The sequence below is a fragment of the Modestobacter marinus genome (genome assembly GCF_019799945.1).
Lineage (GTDB): Bacteria > Actinomycetota > Actinomycetes > Mycobacteriales > Geodermatophilaceae > Modestobacter > Modestobacter marinus_B.
On the sequence record NZ_JABGCH010000007.1, the window covers coordinates 94,391 to 112,113 of the forward strand.

Here is a 17,723-nt window from a genome sequence, read left to right on the forward strand (position 1 = left end):
GGCCCTCAGGCCCCCTGCAGGGTGCCGGCGCGAGCCTGCGAGTGCTGGGGGGCAGGGGGTCCTTCGGGCTCGAGCACCGCGGACAGCAGCGCGTGCAGCTTCTCCAGCAGGGCGACGTCCCGCAGCGGCGTCCGCCGGTCCGGGCCCACCGGCACCTTGATCGACACCGTGCGCACCGCGGGCTTGTAGGTCGCGCCGTCCGCCAGCCGGTTGAGCTTCATCTGCTGGGACTCGCGCAGCTCGACCGGGCTCACCCGGACCGCCTTGCCCTGCATCGACACCTCGGTGACCCCGAGCCGGCGCATCGCCGCCCGGAACCGGGCGACCGCGAGCAGGTTGAGCACCGGCGCCGGCGGGGCGCCGTAGCGGTCGGTCAGCTCGTCGAGGACGGCCTGCGCCTGGTCCTCGTCCTGCACCGAGGCCACCTTGCGGTAGGCCTCCATCCGCAGCCGCTCCCCCGGCACGTAGTCGTGCGGCAGGTGCGCGTCGACCGGCAGGTCCACCCGCACCTCGACCGGCTCGGCGGGCGCCTCCTCGCCGGACAGCTGCGCCCGGTAGTCGGTGACCGCCTCGCCGACCAGGCGCACGTAGAGGTCGAAGCCGACCCCGGCGATGTGCCCGGACTGCTCGCCGCCGAGCAGGTTGCCCGAGCCGCGGATCTCCAGGTCCTTCATCGCCACGGCCATGCCCGCGCCGAGGTCGGTGTTGTGCGCGATCGTGGTGAGCCGGTCGACCGAGGTCTCGGTCAGCGGCCGCGACGGGTCGTAGGTGAAGTAGGCGTAGGCCCGCTCCCGGCCACGGCCGACCCGGCCGCGGATCTGGTGCAGCTGCGAGAGCCCGAAGGTGTCGGCCCGGTCGACGATCAGGGTGTTGGCGTTCGGGATGTCCAGACCGGACTCGACGATCGTGGTGGCGACCAGGACGTCGTACTCCTTCTCCCAGAAGCCGACCATGATCCGCTCGAGCTGGTGCTCCCTCATCTGCCCGTGCCCGACGGCCACCCGCGCCTCGGGCACCAGCGAGCGGATCTTCGCGGCGGCCTTCTCGATCGACTGCACCCGGTTGTGGATCACGAACACCTGGCCGTCGCGCAGCAGCTCGCGGCGGATCGCGGCGGCCATCTGCTTGTCGTCCCAGGCGCCCACGTAGGTGAGCACCGGGTGCCGCTCCTCCGGCGGGGTGAGGATCGTGGACATCTCGCGGATGCCGGTGAGGCTCATCTCCAGGGTGCGCGGGATCGGCGTCGCGGACATCGACAGCACGTCGACCGCCGTCCGCATCGTCTTCAGGTACTCCTTGTGCTCGACGCCGAAGCGCTGCTCCTCGTCGACGATCACCAGCCCGAGGTCCTTGAACCGGGTGGTCGGCTGCAGCAGCCGGTGGGTGCCGACCAGGACGTCGACCTGCCCGTCGGCGAGCTGGCGCAGCGTCTCGGCGGTCTCTGCGTCGGACTGGAACCGGGACAGCACCTTGACCGTCACCGGGAACTGCGCGAACCGCTCGGAGAAGGTCTTGAAGTGCTGGTTGGCCAGCAGGGTCGTCGGCACCAGGACGGCGACCTGCTTGCCGTCCTGCACGGCCTTGAACGCCGCCCGGACGGCGATCTCGGTCTTCCCGTAGCCCACGTCGCCGCAGATGATCCGGTCCATCGGGACCGGGTTCTGCATGTCCACCTTGACCTCGTCGATCGCGGCGAGCTGGTCGGGGGTCTCGTGGAACGGGAAGGCGTCCTCCAGCTCGCGCTGCCACACCGTGTCCGGGCCGAACGCGTGGCCCGCGGTCGCCATCCGCGCCGAGTACAGCCGGATCAGCTCCGCGGCGATCTGCTTGACCGCCTTGCGGGCCTGGTTCTTGGTCTTGGTCCAGTCCGCGCCGCCGAGCTTGGACAGCGCCGGCGCCTCGCCGCCGACGTAGCGGGTGAGCTGGTCGAGCGAGTCGGTGGGCATGAACAGCCGGTCCGGTGGCTGGTTCCGCTTGGACGGCGCGTACTCGACGATCAGGTAGTCGCGCTGCCCGCCGTTGACGGTGCGGCTGACCATCTCCACGTACCGGCCGATGCCGTGCTGCTCGTGCACCACCAGGTCGCCGGGCTGCAGCTGCACCAGGTCGACGGCGTTGCGGCGGCGGGCCGGCATCTTGGTCGCGTCGCGCATGCTGGTGCCGCGCTGGCCGGTGAGGTCGTGCTCGGTGACCAGCGCCAGCCCGACGCCGGGGAAGGCGAACCCCTCCTCCAGGTTGCCCTGCGTGACCAGGACCGGCCCGGACTCCGGCGTGGACTCCACCCCGGGCACGAGGCGGGCGCCGAGGTCGGCCTCGGTGAGCTGGTCGGCGGCGCGCTGGGCGGGGCCGGGGCCGGCGAAGGTGAGCACGACCCGCCAGCCGTCCCGGCCCCAGCGGCGGAACTGGTCGAAGGCCCGCTCCTGGTCGCCGTGGAACCGCTCGACGCCGGTCGCGTCGAGGGTCACCTGGGCCGCGTCGGCTCCGTCCTCCCCCAGCCCGCCGCGCAGGGTGAAGACCCCGGTCGTCCACCACGGCAGCCCGCGGCCGCGGGCGGCGGCCTCCACGTCCGCGAGCTCACGGAAGGACGAGGCACCGAGGTCGACCGGGGCGTCACCGGCGGCCGCGGCGGTCTGCCAGGAGGCGGCGAGGAACTCCTCGGCGGTGCGCACCAGGTCCGCGGCCCGGCTGCGCACCCGCTCGGGATCGCAGACCAGCACGTGCGTGCCCCGCGGCACCAGGTCGGTGAGCAGCTCCATGGCGTGCCCGCCGATCAGCGCGGGGATCAGCGACTCCATGCCCTCCACGGCGATGCCCTCGGCGAGCTTGCCGGCCACCTCCGCCAGCTCCGGGTGGTCGACGGCCAGCTGGGCGGCGCGGGCGCGCACCTCCCCGCTGAGCAGCAGCTCCCGGCAGGGCGGTGCCCACAGCCGCTCGGGGCGCTCGTCGAGCGAGCGCTGGTCGGCGGCGGAGAAGTAGCGCAGCTCGTCGACCTCGTCGCCCCAGAACTCCACGCGCACCGGGTGCGGCTCGGTGGGCGGGAAGACGTCGAGCAGGCCACCGCGGACGGCGAACTCGCCGCGCTTCTCGACCAGCTCGACCCGGGTGTAGGCGGCGTCGGCCAGCGCCCGCGCGACGTCCTCGAGGTCCGCCTCCTGCCCGGGTGCCAGCTCCACCGGGATCAGCTCGCCCAGGCCCGGCGACAGCGGCTGCAGCACGCTGCGCACCGGCGCCACCAGCACGTCGATCCCGGCGCCCTCGGCCGGGTGGGCCAGGTCGCGCAGCACCGCGAGCCGGCGGCCGACGGTGTCCGCGCGGGGGCTCAGCCGCTCGTGCGGCAGCGTCTCCCAGGCCGGGAACACCTCGACCCGCTGACCGGGGACGAAGCAGCGCAGCAGGGTGGCCAGCGCGTCGGCGTCCCGCTCGCCCGCGGTCACCACGAGGACCGGCACCCCGGCGCCCGGCCGGCCGGCGGCGAGGGCGGCGGCGATCAGCGGCTGCACCGGCGGCGGCGCGGTGACCGCCAGCTCGGCGGAGCCGGCCTTGTCCACCACCGCGGTCAGGCCGGGATCGGTCAGGACGACGTCGAGCACGCCGCGCAGGCTCACGGTTGAGGTCCACTCCCGGATCGGTGGCCGCACACGACGCGCCGGGTGCGCGCGGGGGCCGCCAGCCAGGTTAGCCCCGCCGCAGGTCACCCGCGCGGCTCGCTCGGGAGCCGCGGACCACGTCCCCGGCCGTTCCCGGGCCCGGCCGCTCTCCCCGAACGGGGGAAATAGCCCCGCAACTGCTCACCCATCGTGGTGGTGAGCAGCGACAGAGGGTCACCGCCGTTCCTAGCGTCCTGTGGACGAACTGATCGACTACGGGGGAACTCCAGGTGAACAACCGACCATTGCACGTCCTGCACGTGGGTCCCGACGTGGACAGCACGGGTGGGATGGCGTCGGTCATCGGCCTGCTCTGCGGCGCCCCGGGCACCGACGTCCGGAGCTCGTCCGCGACCACCTGGAGCCCGGCGTCCCGCACCCGCGGGCTGGTCCCGACGGCCCGCCTGCTCGGCCGGCTGGCCTTCGGTCCCCGGACCGCCCGGCCGGACTGGGTGCACGCGCACCTGAGCGAGGGCGGCTCCTTCGTCCGCGAGGGCGCGGTGCTCGTGGTCGCCCGGCTGCTGGGCATCGGCACGGCCGCGACCCTGCACGGCGCGCAGTTCATCGTCTTCTCCCGGCGCCACCCGCGCCTGGTGCGGCGCGTGCTCGCCGGCTGCCGCACGGTGTTCCCGCTCGGCCCGCACGCGGCGGCCCGGGTCGCGGAGCTGTCCCCGGCGACGCGGGTGCGACCGGTGCTCAACCCGCTGGACCTGGCTGAGCTGGCCGGCGTCCCGGCCAGCTCGCGCGCCGCGGACGTCGTCTTCGGCGGTGAGGTGGGCCTGCGCAAGGGCGTGGACCGCCTCGTCGCCGCCTGGCCGGAGGTCCGGCGCGCGCACCCGGAGGCCACCTGTGTGCTGTGCGGCCCGCTCGGCGACGTCCCGGTGACCGACCTGCCCGAGGGCATGACCTACCTGGGGGCGCTGCCCCGCACCGAGCTGCTCGGCGTGCTCAAGTCGGCCCGGGTCGCCTGCCTGCCGTCGCGGGACGAGGCGCTGCCGATGTTCGTGCTCGAGAGCCTCGGGCTGGGCGTCCCCGTCGTGACCACGCCCGTCGGGGAGATCGACCAGCTCGGCGAGGCCCAGGGGGTGGCCCTCACCGACGGCGACCCGGCCGGCCTCGCGGCCCGGCTGGTCGCCCTGCTCGCCGAGCCCGACGAGCGCGCCCGCTGGGGCGGCCGCGGCGCCGGCTGGGCGCGGGAGAACTGCAGCGTGGAGTCCGTCACCCGGGTGCTCGCCGACTCCTACCGGGCGGCCTGAGATGAGCCAGAAGAGCGTTCTGCAGGACTGGAGCGCGAACCGCGGACGCCCCGGCATCCAGATCGTCCTCGCCCTGTTCCGCACCGCCCAGCTCGCGCGGGGCGAGGGCGGGGCGCTGCGGCGGCTGGTCAGCGCACCGGTGCTGCTCCTCTACCGGATCGTCGCGCTCCGCCTGTTCGCCGTCGACATCCCCGTCTCCACGGAGGTGGGCCCCGGCCTGGCGATCCACCACGGGATGGGGCTCGTCGTGAACCGGGCGACCCGGATCGGCGCCGGCGTCACCCTCCGCCACAACACGACCCTGGGCGCGCGTCGCACCGACGACGACTGCCCGGTCCTCGGCTCCGGCGTCGACGTCGGACCCAACAGCGTCCTGCTCGGCCCCATCGAGATCGGCGCACACGCCCGCATCGGCGCAGGGAGCGTGCTGCTCCGAGACGTCCCGCCGGCGGCGACCGCCGCCGGCAACCCGGCCCGCGTCCTGCCCACCCGAGGAGACACCCCATGCTGACCTTGTCGACCTCCCTCCCGCAGACCCGGGTCGCCGCGTTCTGGCGCGCGTGCCAGGAGGAGGGACGCCTCGCCCGCACGCTGGACGACGTCTTCGCCACACCGTTCGAGTACCGGCCGGTGCGCGTGCAGACGGTGAACCTGCAGCACGTGCACCAGATCGTCACCTCCGACGTCGCCGTGGAGGCCGCCCTCCGCGCCGACCTGATCACCGCGGACGGCTGGCCGCTGGCCGTGCTGGCCGGTCAGATCGGGGAGCACTGCGAGCGGGTCACCGGCCGTCAGGTCGTCGACGCCCTGCTGCGGGACCGGGCCCAGGACGGCCGCCGGGTGGCGCTGCTGGGCTCCCGGCCCGAGGTGGCGGCCAACTTCGGCCGGATGCTGGCGCGCAACGGCGTGACGCTGGCCTACGGCCGCCACGGGGACGCACGCACCTGGGACGTCGCGGAGATCGCCGCCGAGATCAACCGGCAGGACTGCGACGTCGTCCTCATCGCCCTGGGCGCCCCCAAGGGCGAGGTGCTCGGGAACGTGCTGGCCGGTCAGCTGACCCGCGGTCTGATCGTGGGCGTCGGGGGTGCCGTGGAGATGGCGACCGACGACATGCCCGCCGCACCCGAGTGGGTCGGGAAGACCGGCCTGGAGTGGGCCTACCGGCTGCTGCACGAGCCCCGGCGGCTGGGCCGGCGCTACCTGGTGGAGAGCCCCCTGGCGCTGCTCGCCCTGGTGCTGGTGCTGACCCGGGTCTGGCGGTGACCGCTCCTGCGGAGCCGCGCCTGCGGATGGGGGCGCTCTGGCCGCTGGTCCCCGCGGTCGCCGTCGTCGCCGTCGTGGCGGGCGCGCTGACCAGCCCGCTGCTGACCGCGGTCGGCGCCCTCGGCCTGGGCGTGCTGGTGGTGAGCGTGCGGTGGCCGCTGGCCACCGGCATCGCCTTCCTGATCGCCGGGCCGATGTACCTGTCCGAGTTCGAGGTCGGCCCGATGACGCTGGACAACGTCGCGGTGCTGTACGGATCGGCGCTCGCCGTCGTCTGGCTGCTCGGCCGGACCTGGCAGGTGCCAACGGTCGCGGCGTGGCCGATCTCCCTCGCCGTCGCCGCCGCCGTCGCCGCGGTGGCCAACGGTGGCGCCGGCGCCGCCGGGATCGTCCGGTTCGCGTCCCTCGCGGTCACCGCCGTGGTCGTGGCCAACGCCGGGCCGCACGCCCGGCGCATGGCCGCGGCCGGGCTGGAGGCGGCGGTGACGCTGGGGGCGCTCGTCCTGCTGGCGCAGCCGCTGACGAGCTTCCCGGACCCGTACCAGACCTGGGGTGAGGGCGTCGGGCTGCGCTACGGCGGGCTCTTCGGGCACCCGAACTTCGCCGCCTACACGGTGAGCCTCGTGCTGCTCTACCAGCTCTACACCCGGCGGTTCACCGCGTGGCGCGCCGCGTCCGCCGTCAGCCTGCTGCTCGCCCTCGTGCTCACCGGCAGCCGGGCCGCCCTGCTGGTGTTCGCGCTGCTGATGGTCCCCGCGCTGTGGCTGCGCGCCCGGCGGTTCTTCCTGCTCCTGGTGCCCGCCGTCCTGGCGCTGCCGTTCGTCGGCCAGACGATCATCACCCGCTTCGAGGTCATCAGCCAGACCGGCGGGCTGTCGGGGAGCAACGCGTCGGGATGGCGTTTCGGGCAGTGGGCCGACGCCCTGGCGGCGACGCGGGGCCACGAGTTCCTCGGCATCGGCTGGGGTCAGACCCGGGAGGTGCTCACCGACAACCTGGGCGCCCACAGCACCTACATCCAGATCTGGCTGGAGGTGGGCCGGGTCGGCGCCGCCCTGGCCGCGATCGGGCTCGTGCTGCTGATCCGGTCGGCCCGCTCGCACGTCGCCCGGATCCTGGTCGCTTACGCCGCCCTGACCGGGATCTCCGACCCGGTCCTGGTCTACCCCTGCTGCGCGACCGCGCTCCTGGTCCTCCTCGCCGCCCTGCACACGCCGGCCGGCGAGGAGGCCACCGCCCCGGACGGCGGGGAGGCCGCCGCGCCGGACACCCCGACGCCGTCCGTCCCCGCCCGCCGACCGGAGGTCCTGTCCCGATGAGCCTGACCTGGGACGTCCTGATCCCGGCGTACAACGCGGAGGCCAGCATCGGCGCCGCCGTGGCGTCGGCGCTCGCCCAGCCGGTGCCGCCGCAGCGCGTCCTGGTGTACGACGACGGCAGCTCCGACCGGACCGTCGACGCGGCCCGGGCGGCCGGCGCCGAGGTCCTCGTCGGCCCGGAGAACCGCGGGGTCGGTCACGCCCGGCAGGAGCTGCTGGAGGCCGCGCAGGCACCCTGGGTGCACATGCTGGACGCCGACGACCGGCTCCTCCCGGGGGCGTACCGGCTCTTCGAGCAGGCCGACGCCACCCACCCCGACGCCTGGCTGCACGGCTTCGGGGAGGTGCCCGCGACCGGCCCGGGGGCGGAGGCCGGCGGGCTGCAGGGTGACCGGCCGGTCGACGTGCTGCAGCTGTGGCTGCGCAACCGGTTCATCACCTCCTCCACCCTCATCCGCCGCGCCGCGGCGCTGGAGGTCGGCGGCTTCCCCCGCACCCGCCAGGTCGAGGACTACGCCCTCTGGCTGACCCTGGCGGCCGCGCCGGGCGCGCAGGGACGGCTGTGGACCTACGACTCGCCGGTCACCGCGCGCACCTACGACGGCGGCTCGCTGACCGGGGACGTCACCGGTGCGGTCCGCGCCGAGCGGCAGCTGCTCCCGCAGCACGCGGCCGGCGCCCTGGCCGGGGTGCCCGGCGTCCTGCGCCCGACGCTGACCGCCGCGCGGCTGAGCACGCTGTGGTGGCGCGGGCTGTCCCGGCACACCGACTACGGGCGGCCCGCGTCGTCCTACCTGCCGGCGCGTGAGGTGGTGCCGGGCACGGTCCTCCCGGCGGTCCTCGGGTTCGTCGGCTCCGGACCGGCGCGCCGGTGGGTCCGGGCGGCGGCCGGGCTCGCGCGGTAGCGCGGATCGCCTCCCCCTTTGGGCTGACCACACCCCGGCGCGCCCGGGCTGGGCTGTCCTGCCCGATTAGTGTTCGAAGTGGACCAGTCCGGTCACCGTGAGTGACCGCTGCCGCCGCCGCCAGCGCGGCTCCTGCCGTCGGTCCGCGGCGCGGATCGGAGGATCGATGAACGACATGGTGCGGAACGCCGTCGCCCCCGGCGGGCCGACGGCGCCCGATCGTCCCGAGCCGCACCCCGTGCTGGCCCGCGCCTTCCGGGCCCTCGACCACGGCGGGGTCGCCTGGGCGCTGGTGCGTGGAACGGACGACCTGGCCCGGCCCACGGGAGACGTGGACCTGCTCGTCGACGCCGGGTCCCTGCCGCTCCTCGACGGCCTGCTGGCGACCGCGGGCCTGCGCCGGCTCGGGGTCCGCGGACACGGCAGCCACCGCTTCTACTTCTCCTATGACCCGGCCGCCGACCTGTGGATCAAGCTCGACGTGGTGACCGTCGTCGCGTTCGGCCGCCACCAGCAGCTGCACTCGCCGCTCGCGGCCGGCTGCCTGAGCCGCCGCCGGCGGGAGGGCTCCCTCTGGCGGCTGGCGCCCGCGGACGAGGCGTGGCTGTTCCTGCTGCACCTGCTGCTGGACAAGGGGCACATCGCCCCGGCCCGCCGGGACCTCGCCAGGGCCGCCGCCGGGCACGCGCCGCTGGGCACGCCCGTCGCCCGCGCCCTCGACGAGGTGGCCGGACCCGGGTCCGCCGCACTCGTCCTGGCGGCCGTCGACGGCGACGGGGTGACCGCCGGTCGTCAGCTGTTCCGGAACTGGACGCGGCGGTCCCCGGTGCCGGTCGCCGCCCGGTACGCCGCCCGGCGGCTGGCCCGCCGGCTCGCCGTCGCGGCGCCGGGCCACCCGGCGGGTCTGGTCGTCGCCGTCCTCGGGCCCGACGGGGCCGGGAAGAGCACGCTGACCGACGCCGTCCGCAGCACCTTCCCCACGCCCGCCGAGACCGTCTACATGGGCCTGTGGCAGGAGAGCCCCTGGGACGCCCGGCTCCGGCACCTGCCCGCGGCCCGGCTGGCCACCCGGATCGGCCGGGCGCTGCGCACCAGTGCCACCGCCCACCTCCACCGGCGGCGCCGGCGCCTGGTGCTCCTCGACCGCGCTCCGCAGGACGCGCTGCTCCCGGGCGCCCCCACGCCGGGACGCGGCGGCCGGATCGTGTCCGCGCTCGCTCTGCGGCTGGGCCCCCAGCCGGACCTCGCGCTGGTGCTGGACGCGCCCGGCGCGGTGATGTTCGCCCGCAAGGGCGAGCACTCCGTCGAGGTCCTCGAGGCCCGGCGGCACGACTACCTCGCCCTGGCCCCGGCCTTCCGCCACAGCGCCGTGCTGGACGCGACGCAGCCGGCGGACCAGGTCCGGCGCCGGGCGCTCGCCGCGATCTGGGACGCGCTGACCGGCCCCGGCACGGCCGCGCGGGCCCGCGGCGGGTCGCAGTGACCGCCACGCCCGCAGTCGGCCACGCCGGCACCGGCACGGCCGTGGCGCCGTCGCCCACCGGCGGGACGCCGCTGCGCGCCTGGCACCGGCTGGACTGGCGGTTCCTGCTCCCGGAGTGCGAGCCGCAGGTGATCGCCTGTTCGGGCGCCCTCGACGAGGACCTGGTGTCCGGCCTGCCGTTGATCGCCCCGACGGTGCACACCGTGACCTCCCCGGCGGGATGGGCCGCCCTCGCCGGGACCTGCGACCTGGTCGTGCTGGCCTCCCCTGCGCCGGCGGACCTCCGCCCGGCCGTGGCGGCGCTGCGCCCCGGCGGCTGGTTGTACGCGGAGGTCCGGCGGGGCCGGCCGTCGTCCCGGGGACCGTGGACGGTGCGGGGCTGGCAGCGGGCCGTGCGGCGCGCCGGACTGGGAGAGGAAGCGGCCCACTGGCACGTCCCCACCATCGCGACGTCCTCCCGGATCATCGCCCTCGACGCGCGGGTCGTCCTCCGGGACGTCCTGCTGCGCACCCGGCGCCGGCGGTTCGGGACGGTGCTGTCGCTGGCGGCCCGCGCGGCGCTCCGGCTGGGGCTCGTCCCGGTCCTGGTGCCCGAGGGCAGCGTCGTCGCCCGGCGCGCCGAGGAGGAGCAGTGAACCTGATCGAGCGGGTGCTCTCCGAGCGGTACGACGAGCTGGGCCTGGCCGCGGTCGGGATCCCCCGGCGGATGCAGACCGCGCTGCTCACCCCGCGGTTCCCTGCCTCGCGGCACGTCGTCGCCCTGGTCTTCAGCCCCGGCGACCCCCGGCCGCGGGCGGTCGCCAAGCTGCCCCGGCGGCCCGGGGACAACCTCGGCGTGCTCCTCGAGGCCGACGTGCTGCGCCGCGTGGCGGAGCTCGCGCCGAGCGCCGGCACGGCCGTTCCCGTCGTCCTCGGCACCGTCGACGTCGGCCAGCAGGTGCTGCTGGTGGAGACGGCCGTCGACGGCGTCGAGCTCGACCCGCCGGCGGTCCGGCGGGACCGGGACCTGGCCGTGCGGGCGGGCACCGCCTTCATCGACGGCCTGCCGGTGATGACGCCCGCCGAGCAGAACCGGAACTGGTACGACGCGGCCCTCACCCGGCCGCTGGACGCCCTCGCCCGCGCGGTCCCCCTCGGCGGGGAGACCGCGGACCTCGTCGCCCGGACCCACGCCGTCCTCGAGCCGCTGCGCGAGGTCGCCCTCCCCGCGGTCTTCGAGCACGGGGACCTGAGCCACCCCAACCTCTTCCTCGGCGCCGAGGACGGCCTGCGCGTCATCGACTGGGAACGGGCGACCGCGGCCGGGGTGCCGGGACACGACCTGGTCTTCTTCCTGCAGTACATCAGCGAGTCCAGCCGCTCGGCCGTCGACCGCGACGCCCAGCGCGCGGCCCTCGACGCCGATCTCTGGGCGCCGGACGGCTGGGCCCGCGCCGTCCTCGCCGCCCACCTCGAGCGGCGCGGCGTGCCGGTGGAGTTGCTCGACGCGCTCGTCGTCGGCAGCTGGGCCCGGACGGCGGCCGGCCTGGTCGCCCGCCTCGTCCCCGAGGACGACGGGCCCGGCGACGGCGAGCCCCTCAGCCCGGCCGCGCTCGCCGGGACGGTGCGCGAGAGCCGCGACGTGGACCTGTGGTGGCACGTGCTGGGCCGGGCCGAGGAACAGGCCGTCCGCAGCTGACCGTCCGGGGCCCGACCCCGGCCGACGGCAGGGCCCGGGGCGGCGGCGCCACCCGGGGTCCTGCGCGGTGCTACTCCGGCTCGGCCACCCCGGACGGCTCCGGCGACGGAGTGGTCCGGCGGCGGGCGACCACGTCGCGCAGCTGCCGCACCAGCGACGGGCTGACCAGGGAGAGGACGGCCACCCCGGTCGCGGCACCACCGACGACCACCACGGCCAGGGCGGCAGCGGGTGGCAGCGGCAGCCGGGCGAGCAGCAGGCCGACGACCACGATCGCCGCCCCGGTAGGCAGCGCGGGGGCGATCGCGGCGGCGATGTCCCGCCAGCGCAGCCGCAGGACACGCGCCGCCACGCCCTGCATGAGCAGGGCGAAGGCGAACGACGTGACCACCTGTGCCCAGGCCACGCCCTCCATCCCCCACCACCGGGCCGCCAGCAGCAGCGCCGGCACGAGCACGGCGAGCCGGATCAGCGAGAGGTACACCGACACGCTCGGCCGGCCCAGCGCCTTGTAGATCTCGGTCGCGCCACCACCGCCGACCGCGCGCAGCGCGGTGTAGATGGACAGGGCGACGAGCGGGACCACCGCGGCGTCCCACTGGTCGCCGAACAGGACCGGGACGACCAGGGGGGCCGCCACCGCGAGCCCGGCGCCGGCGCACACGCCGTAGAGCGAGAAGACGCGGACGCTGAACAGGTAGCCCTCGCGGAGCCGGTCCGGGTCGTCCCGCATCCGGCTGTAGAGCGGGAAGACCACGGCGGTCAGCACGTAGAAGACGTTGAGGATCACCAGCTCGGGCAGCCGGAACGCCAGCGTGTAGTAGCCCAGTGCCACGGCGCCGGCGATCCGGCCGACCACCAGGTAGTCGATGTCGAAGATCAGCCGGGCCAGCAGCGAGCTGCCCGCCACGGGGAGCCCGTAACCGAGGACCGCGCGCACGTCCTGCCGCGTCGTGCGCCAGAGTGCGAGGTCGGGCCGGTTGTCGAGCAGCAGCCAGCCGGTGACGGCGTAGGTGGCACTGCCGGCGACGGTCCCCCAGGCCAGCGCCCACGCGCCGTACCCGGCGAAGGCCAGGCTGACGGAGACCAGGCCGGTGGCGAGGGTGCGGAGCACGGTGGCCACCGACACCCGGTGGAACAGCAGCTCCCGCCGGAGCAGGGCCTCGGGGACGGCGCCCAGGGACGCCGTCAGCAGCGAGCAGGCCAGCAGCCGTACCAGCGGGGTCATGTCCGGCCGGCCGAAGAAGGAGGCGATCAGCGGGGCGCCGGCCACCACGATGGTCACCAGCACGAGGCCGGCGACGAGGGAGCACAGCATCGCGGCGCGGGCCACCGCCCGCGAGCGCGGCAGGTAGATCAGTGCCTGCGCGACCCCCGCGTCGGCCACGGCCTCGGCGTAGACGATGAGCACCAGCGACAGGGCCACCAGGCCGAACTCCTCCGGCGCGAGCAGCCGGGCGAGGACGATCGTGGTGAGCGCGACCGTCAGCTTGCTCAGCACCTGGGACATGCCCAGCCAGGCCGCGCCCCGGGCTCCGGCGCGGAGCAGGCCGGAGGTCCCGCCGGTCCGCGTCGCGGGCAGGGCCGGGGTGCCGGCCGGGGGCGGGGTGCCGGCCGGGGGCGGGGTCGCCGTCGTCTGGTCGACCGTCATGCCCGTCCGACCTCGTCCCACCGACCGTTCAACCGACCCGGAGAAGCCGCGCATGGGCGGGAACGTGCAGGTGAGCAGCCCATGGAACCGACCCTACGCAGCACACCGGCCGATCGGTCGGTCCCCGGCGGAGCCCTCACCCGTCGGGATGACGCCCCTTGGAGCCCGGATCCGGTCGGTCAGCGGTCCGCCGTCAGCAGACCGGCACGGGCCCGGGACCGGCCACCCGGGGGCAGCAGCGGCACGTGCGGGCCGGGGCGGTCCCAGGGGCAGGTGAAGCTCCCGCGCACGTACCCCTCGGCCAGGCCGCGGCGCTGCACCGGCACGTGGTGCACCCGGCCGAACCCGCCGCAGCGGCAGAGGACCACCCGGTCCGCGTCCCGGCGGACGGCGTCCAGCACCTCGACATGATCCATAGGGATCGCACCGTCCATGAGGTCACTCTCCGTGATCGCAGACTCCGCCGGGGCCGGCCGGTCGGTCGGTCCCACTACCCACGGTAGGGGCCGCGGCCGGTTGCACGGGCTCCGCTCAACCGATCGGAGGACGTCGTCCGGACCGGATCCAGCGGGTTCACACGCCCGGGTGACGGGCGGCGCTAGAGGACCGACAGGCCGCCCGGCGGGACCGGTCGTCCCGTGGCGGCGAGCAGCAGCGGCCCGGCCCGTCCGTCGGCGACGGCGAGGTCGGCGATCAGCTGCAGCGCCTGCGCCGCCGCCGTCGCGGGGAGGTCCAGCGGCACCCCCAGCGCGGTGGCCAGGTCGGCCGTGTGGACGACCAACTCGAACGTGCGCGTCGGCAGGTAGTCCGACAGCCGCATGCCGCCCGCGATCGTGGTCAGGAGCTCGCTGCCGGTCCGGGCCTCGACGAGCGGGAGCACCCGCCCGGCGATCTCGGCCACGGCCTGGGCGGGCTCCACGCCCAGCGCGACCCCGGCCTCCCGTCCGCGCGCCGCGACGGCCGGGCCGGCGGCGGCCTCCCGGGTCACCCGGAAGTAGTCACCGGCCGAGGGGACCTCGACGGCCGCGGCGGGGCGGGCCAGGTAGGTCTCGACCGTCAGCAGGGAACGGCTCGTGTGGCCGACCAGCGCGCGGACGTCCCACTCACCCAGGCCGGGCTGCTGCCACCGGTCGCCGACCAGCGACGTCGTCCGCACGAACCACCCTGCGGCGTCGGCGAACGCCCGGCGCGAGTCGTCCCACGGGAAGGGCATGCGCGCAGGCTAGCGCCGGCAGCTCAGTCCGCGGCGGTGAGCCGGGTGCCGAGGTCGACCGCCCAGACCCGCAGCACCGGGTGCAGGTACCGCTCGATGGCCTGGACGACGTCCTCGTGGACCTCCGGCGACCCGTTGATCGGATCGGGGACGTCGTCGGCCTCGTCGCTGCGGCGCCGGGTGCGGGCCGCGGCCAGCCGCCGGGCCAGCGGCTGGTCCGGCGCGGGGGTGTCCCCGAGCAGCCCGACCAGCTCCGCCGCCTCGGCCAGGGTGAAGGTGCGGGCCAGCGCCCGCGGGTCCACGCCGAGGACCAGGCGGCGGTGCTCGCGGGTCATCGTCAGCACCAGGTCGGCCTCGGCCACCATGGGCCGGGTCAGCCGCCGGGCGGCGTAGCCGTCGACCTGCCCGCCGAGCCGCCGCACGACCGCGGCGCTGTGCGGGTGGACGGGCGCGCCGACGACCGCGCGGGTGCCGGCGCTGTGCACCTGCACCCGATCGGCGGCGTCCCCCAGGAGCTCCGCGAAGTCGCGCCGGGCCAGCCGCTCGGCCGCCGCGGAGCGGCAGATGTTGCCGGTGCAGACGAACAGGAGCCGGCCGGCCGGCGTCCCGCCGGGAAGGGTGCCGGTCACGGCAGCAGCCCCCCGCGCGTCGCGCCGAGGGGCTGCTGCCGTGGACTGGGGAGCGTCATCCGGCCGGCGCCGGGGTGGGCTCGGCGGCGTAGTCGTTGTCGTAGCCGTAGGTCGAGCTGATCTCGTCCCGGGGCGGGACGATGTTCAGCACCGTGCCGAAGGTCTTGGCGCCGACCCGCTCGAGCGTGGCCCGCGTCTGCTTCAGCTGGTCCTGGGTCGTGCTGCCGTGCCGGACGACCAGGAGGACGCCGTCGGTCAGCAGGGCCAGGCCGGTGGAGTCGGCGACCGGCAGGAGCGGGGGCGCGTCGACGATGACGTAGTCGTAGTCGGTCCGCAGCTTCGCCAGCAGCGAGGCCATGCTCGCCGAGGCCAGCAGCTGCGCCGGGTTGGGCGCGGCCGGCCCGGCGCCGATGACGGTCAGGGCGCCGTCACCGAAGGGCTGCAGGACGTCGTCGAGGTCGGCCTGCCCGGTGAGCACGTGGGTGAGGCCGACGCCGGCCACCAGGCCGAGGTAGCTGGTCACCCGCGGACGCCGCAGATCGGCCTCCACGATCGCCACGCGCTGACCGGCCTCGGCGAGGGTGATCGCCAGGTTCACCGCGACGGTCGTCTTGCCCTCCCCCGCCACCGAGCTGGAGACCATCAGCACCCGCGGCGGCTGGTCGACGTCGAGGAACTGCAGGTTGGTCTGCAGCTGGCGGTAGGCCTCCGCGGCCCGGGAGCTGCTGTGCGGCTCGATGTGGTGCTGGTCCTTGAGCTCCTCGTCCTTGAGGACGACGGCGATCACCGGCGCGCCGCTGAGCGCCGCGGCGTCCTCGGGCTCCTTGACCGACCGGTCCAGCCGCGCCCGCAGGACAGCGGTGCCCGCCCCGAGGAGCAGGCCGAGGACCGCGCCGACGGCGGCGTTGACCAGCGGTCGCGGCGCGCTCGGGGAGCCCGGCAGGTCGGCGGCGCCGAACACGGTCACCTTGACCGGCGAGACGGTCGACCCGGCCGGGGTCTCCAGCTCCTGCACGAGGTCGATGAACTCCGCGCCGACGGCCTGGGCGATCGCCTGGGCGCGCTCGGGAGAGGGGTCGGTGACGCTCACGTCCAGCACGACCGTGCCGGCCACCGGGGTGGCCTCGATCCCGCCGGCCAGCGCCCCGGGCGTCAGGTCCAGGCGCAGCCGGTCGACGACCCGGCCGGCCAGCTCGCCGCTGGTCAGCAGCTCGGCGTAGGAGGCGATCCGCTTCTCGGCGAACTGGTTGCCCTGGTACACGTCCGACGTCGAGGACGAGTCCGTCGTCGAGACGAACAGCTGCGTGTGCGACGTGTACACCGGGGTCGCCGACAGCGTGATCGCCGACGCCGCGGCGGCCCCCAGGACCAGGCCCAGCACCGGCAGCCACCAGGCGAGCCGCAGGGCCCGCGTCATCTGCTTGAAGTCCATCTCACGTCCTCGATCGTTCCCATGGCAGCCGGCGGACGAGCAGTCACGCCGGGCCTCGCACCGTTTCGGACGATAGGGGCGCGGAGCCTCCCCGCCCCGCCGTTCGGCCGGCTTGTCCTCCCATGGGGTGGTCCTCGGCGGCGGAGGACCCCCCTGGTGGTGGCCGCGCCTTCCCCGGGTCGTCTCCCGTTGCGAGCATCGCCGGGCGGTGCGTGCCACGGGGACGCACCGCCTCCCGGCCGCCCGCGCGGCCGACCCCGTCGTCGCCTCTCCCCGGATTGGGTGTCCATGAAGATCACGGTTGCCGGTTCCTACCTCTCGGTGGGCCGTCTGATGCGGCTCCGGCTGCCCTCGAGCCGGCCGCCCACGTGGGCCGTGGTCGCGCTGGTCTGCTGCCTGGTCGCCCTCGCGGTGCTGCTGCCTCTGGCGTTGCGCACCGCGTCGGCCCCGCCGGCCTCCGCCGCCGCGGCCACCCGGCCGTCGACGACGGCACCGGCCACGACGGCACCGGCCCTGTCCGCCGCCGCGACGTCGGGCGAGGTGCCGGTCGTCCGGCCGGCCGACCGGCCGCTGCGGGTGCTCTTCATCGGCGACTCGCTCATGTGGGGCTCCTTCGCCAGCGACGAGAGCCTCACCTATCGGGCGCGGATCACCGCCGCCCTCGGCGCCGGTGGCCCCGTGGACGCCGTGTCGGTGGCCCGCCCGGGTCTGCGGGCGGCGAAGGCGGCCGTGGCGCTGCAGAAGCACCAGGGACCCTTCGACCTGGTGTTCGTCGAGATCGGCGCGAACGACTCGGTGGCGATCACGCCGGCGCAGTTCGGTGCCGACTACGCGGACCTGCTCGACCAGGTGCGCGTGCTGGCCCCGCAGGCCGGGCTGGTCTGCGCCGGGGTGTGGAACGGCATCGACGAGGCGACCCCCTTCGACCGCGAGCTGCGGCCGGTGTGCGCCGAGCACCAGGGCGTCGTCGTGCCGATGACCCGGCTCTACGTCGACGAGACGCTGCGCGGACCCGAGGGATCGGTGCTGCCCGACGGCGCCGTCCGCGACCAGTTCCACCCCAACGACCTCGGGCACGAGGCGATCGCCGCGGCCGTCCTCGCCGTCGTCGGTCACTGACCGTCACCCGAGTGGGTGCGTGACCTGCACGAACGGGTCCCCTCACCCTCCTTGGGGACGATCCGGTGACTCTCGGTCGCCTAGCTTCGGAGAGATCAAGCGGCATCCGGGGACGCGACGTCACA

15 protein-coding genes are annotated in these 17,723 nt (G+C 75.6%); 9 read left to right on the forward strand and 6 right to left on the reverse strand.

What is annotated here, in order from left to right; translation table 11 throughout:
- Positions 1-5 precede the first annotated feature (5 nt).
- Positions 6-3,605 (reverse strand): transcription-repair coupling factor, encoded by a 3,600-nt coding sequence (mfd, locus tag HK417_RS08905; protein WP_222265500.1) that lies wholly within the window; start codon positions 3,603-3,605, stop codon positions 6-8.
- Between the two features lie 272 nt (positions 3,606-3,877).
- On the opposite strand from mfd, the gene HK417_RS08910 reads away from it, so the two are divergent.
- From HK417_RS08910 to HK417_RS08945, 8 genes are all read left to right on the forward strand, one after another.
- Positions 3,878-4,903: a glycosyltransferase family 4 protein gene (locus tag HK417_RS08910; protein WP_222265501.1), complete on the forward strand. Its 1,026-nt coding sequence runs from the start codon at positions 3,878-3,880 to the stop codon at positions 4,901-4,903.
- 1 nt (position 4,904) lies between these two features.
- Complete coding sequence (locus HK417_RS08915) at positions 4,905-5,414, forward strand: serine O-acetyltransferase (protein WP_222265503.1); 510 nt, start codon at positions 4,905-4,907, stop codon at positions 5,412-5,414.
- Positions 5,408-6,169 (forward strand): WecB/TagA/CpsF family glycosyltransferase, encoded by a 762-nt coding sequence (locus HK417_RS08920; protein ID WP_222265505.1) that lies wholly within the window; start codon positions 5,408-5,410, stop codon positions 6,167-6,169. The genes HK417_RS08915 and HK417_RS08920 overlap by 7 nt, the downstream gene beginning before the upstream one ends.
- Positions 6,166-7,488, forward strand: coding sequence for an O-antigen ligase family protein (locus HK417_RS08925; protein WP_222265507.1), 1,323 nt, complete (start codon positions 6,166-6,168; stop codon positions 7,486-7,488). Before HK417_RS08920 ends, HK417_RS08925 begins: the two co-directional genes overlap by 4 nt.
- Positions 7,485-8,393 (forward strand): glycosyltransferase family 2 protein, encoded by a 909-nt coding sequence (locus HK417_RS08930; protein WP_222265509.1) that lies wholly within the window; start codon positions 7,485-7,487, stop codon positions 8,391-8,393. The genes HK417_RS08925 and HK417_RS08930 overlap by 4 nt, the downstream gene beginning before the upstream one ends.
- Before the next feature lie 166 nt (positions 8,394-8,559).
- A complete protein-coding gene (locus HK417_RS08935; RefSeq protein WP_222265511.1) occupies positions 8,560-9,876 on the forward strand; it encodes a hypothetical protein in 1,317 nt (438 codons plus the stop codon).
- Complete coding sequence (locus HK417_RS08940) at positions 9,873-10,511, forward strand: hypothetical protein (RefSeq protein WP_222265513.1); 639 nt, start codon at positions 9,873-9,875, stop codon at positions 10,509-10,511. The genes HK417_RS08935 and HK417_RS08940 overlap by 4 nt, the downstream gene beginning before the upstream one ends.
- Entirely contained in the window at positions 10,508-11,554 is a 1,047-nt protein-coding gene (locus HK417_RS08945; RefSeq protein WP_222265515.1) for an aminoglycoside phosphotransferase family protein, read from the forward strand. The genes HK417_RS08940 and HK417_RS08945 overlap by 4 nt, the downstream gene beginning before the upstream one ends.
- A 70-nt stretch (positions 11,555-11,624) precedes the next feature.
- On the opposite strand, the gene HK417_RS08950 is transcribed toward HK417_RS08945, so the two are convergent.
- From HK417_RS08950 to HK417_RS08970, 5 genes are all read right to left on the reverse strand, one after another.
- Entirely contained in the window at positions 11,625-13,205 is a 1,581-nt protein-coding gene (locus HK417_RS08950) for a lipopolysaccharide biosynthesis protein (RefSeq protein ID WP_222265517.1), read from the reverse strand.
- Positions 13,206-13,384: 179 nt separating this feature from the next.
- Positions 13,385-13,621 (reverse strand): hypothetical protein, encoded by a 237-nt coding sequence (locus HK417_RS08955; protein ID WP_222265519.1) that lies wholly within the window; start codon positions 13,619-13,621, stop codon positions 13,385-13,387.
- Between the two features lie 182 nt (positions 13,622-13,803).
- Entirely contained in the window at positions 13,804-14,418 is a 615-nt protein-coding gene (locus HK417_RS08960) for a maleylpyruvate isomerase N-terminal domain-containing protein (RefSeq protein ID WP_222265521.1), read from the reverse strand.
- 23 nt (positions 14,419-14,441) lie between these two features.
- Positions 14,442-15,047, reverse strand: coding sequence for an arsenate reductase/protein-tyrosine-phosphatase family protein (locus HK417_RS08965; RefSeq protein WP_222265523.1), 606 nt, complete (start codon positions 15,045-15,047; stop codon positions 14,442-14,444).
- A gap of 55 nt (positions 15,048-15,102) precedes the next feature.
- Complete coding sequence (locus HK417_RS08970; protein ID WP_222265525.1) at positions 15,103-16,479, reverse strand: polysaccharide biosynthesis tyrosine autokinase; 1,377 nt, start codon at positions 16,477-16,479, stop codon at positions 15,103-15,105.
- A 288-nt stretch (positions 16,480-16,767) separates the two neighbouring features.
- Here HK417_RS08970 and HK417_RS08975 point away from each other — a divergent pair, with 288 nt between their 5' ends.
- A complete protein-coding gene (locus tag HK417_RS08975) occupies positions 16,768-17,598 on the forward strand; it encodes an SGNH/GDSL hydrolase family protein (protein ID WP_222265527.1) in 831 nt (276 codons plus the stop codon).
- Positions 17,599-17,723 lie beyond the last annotated feature (125 nt).

Coding starts and splice junctions, on each gene's coding strand:
- HK417_RS08915 (WP_222265503.1), top strand. CDS start 4,905: ATGAGCCAGAAGAGCGTTCTGCAGGACTGGAGCGCGAACCGCGGACGC.
- HK417_RS08920 (WP_222265505.1), top strand. CDS start 5,408: ATGCTGACCTTGTCGACCTCCCTCCCGCAGACCCGGGTCGCCGCGTTC.
- HK417_RS08930 (WP_222265509.1), top strand. CDS start 7,485: ATGAGCCTGACCTGGGACGTCCTGATCCCGGCGTACAACGCGGAGGCC.
- HK417_RS08935 (WP_222265511.1), top strand. CDS start 8,560: ATGAACGACATGGTGCGGAACGCCGTCGCCCCCGGCGGGCCGACGGCG.
- HK417_RS08950 (WP_222265517.1), bottom strand. CDS start 13,205: ATGACGGTCGACCAGACGACGGCGACCCCGCCCCCGGCCGGCACCCCG.
- HK417_RS08955 (WP_222265519.1), bottom strand. CDS start 13,621: ATGGATCATGTCGAGGTGCTGGACGCCGTCCGCCGGGACGCGGACCGG.
- HK417_RS08960 (WP_222265521.1), bottom strand. CDS start 14,418: ATGCCCTTCCCGTGGGACGACTCGCGCCGGGCGTTCGCCGACGCCGCA.
- HK417_RS08970 (WP_222265525.1), bottom strand. CDS start 16,479: ATGGACTTCAAGCAGATGACGCGGGCCCTGCGGCTCGCCTGGTGGCTG.
- HK417_RS08975 (WP_222265527.1), top strand. CDS start 16,768: ATGAAGATCACGGTTGCCGGTTCCTACCTCTCGGTGGGCCGTCTGATG.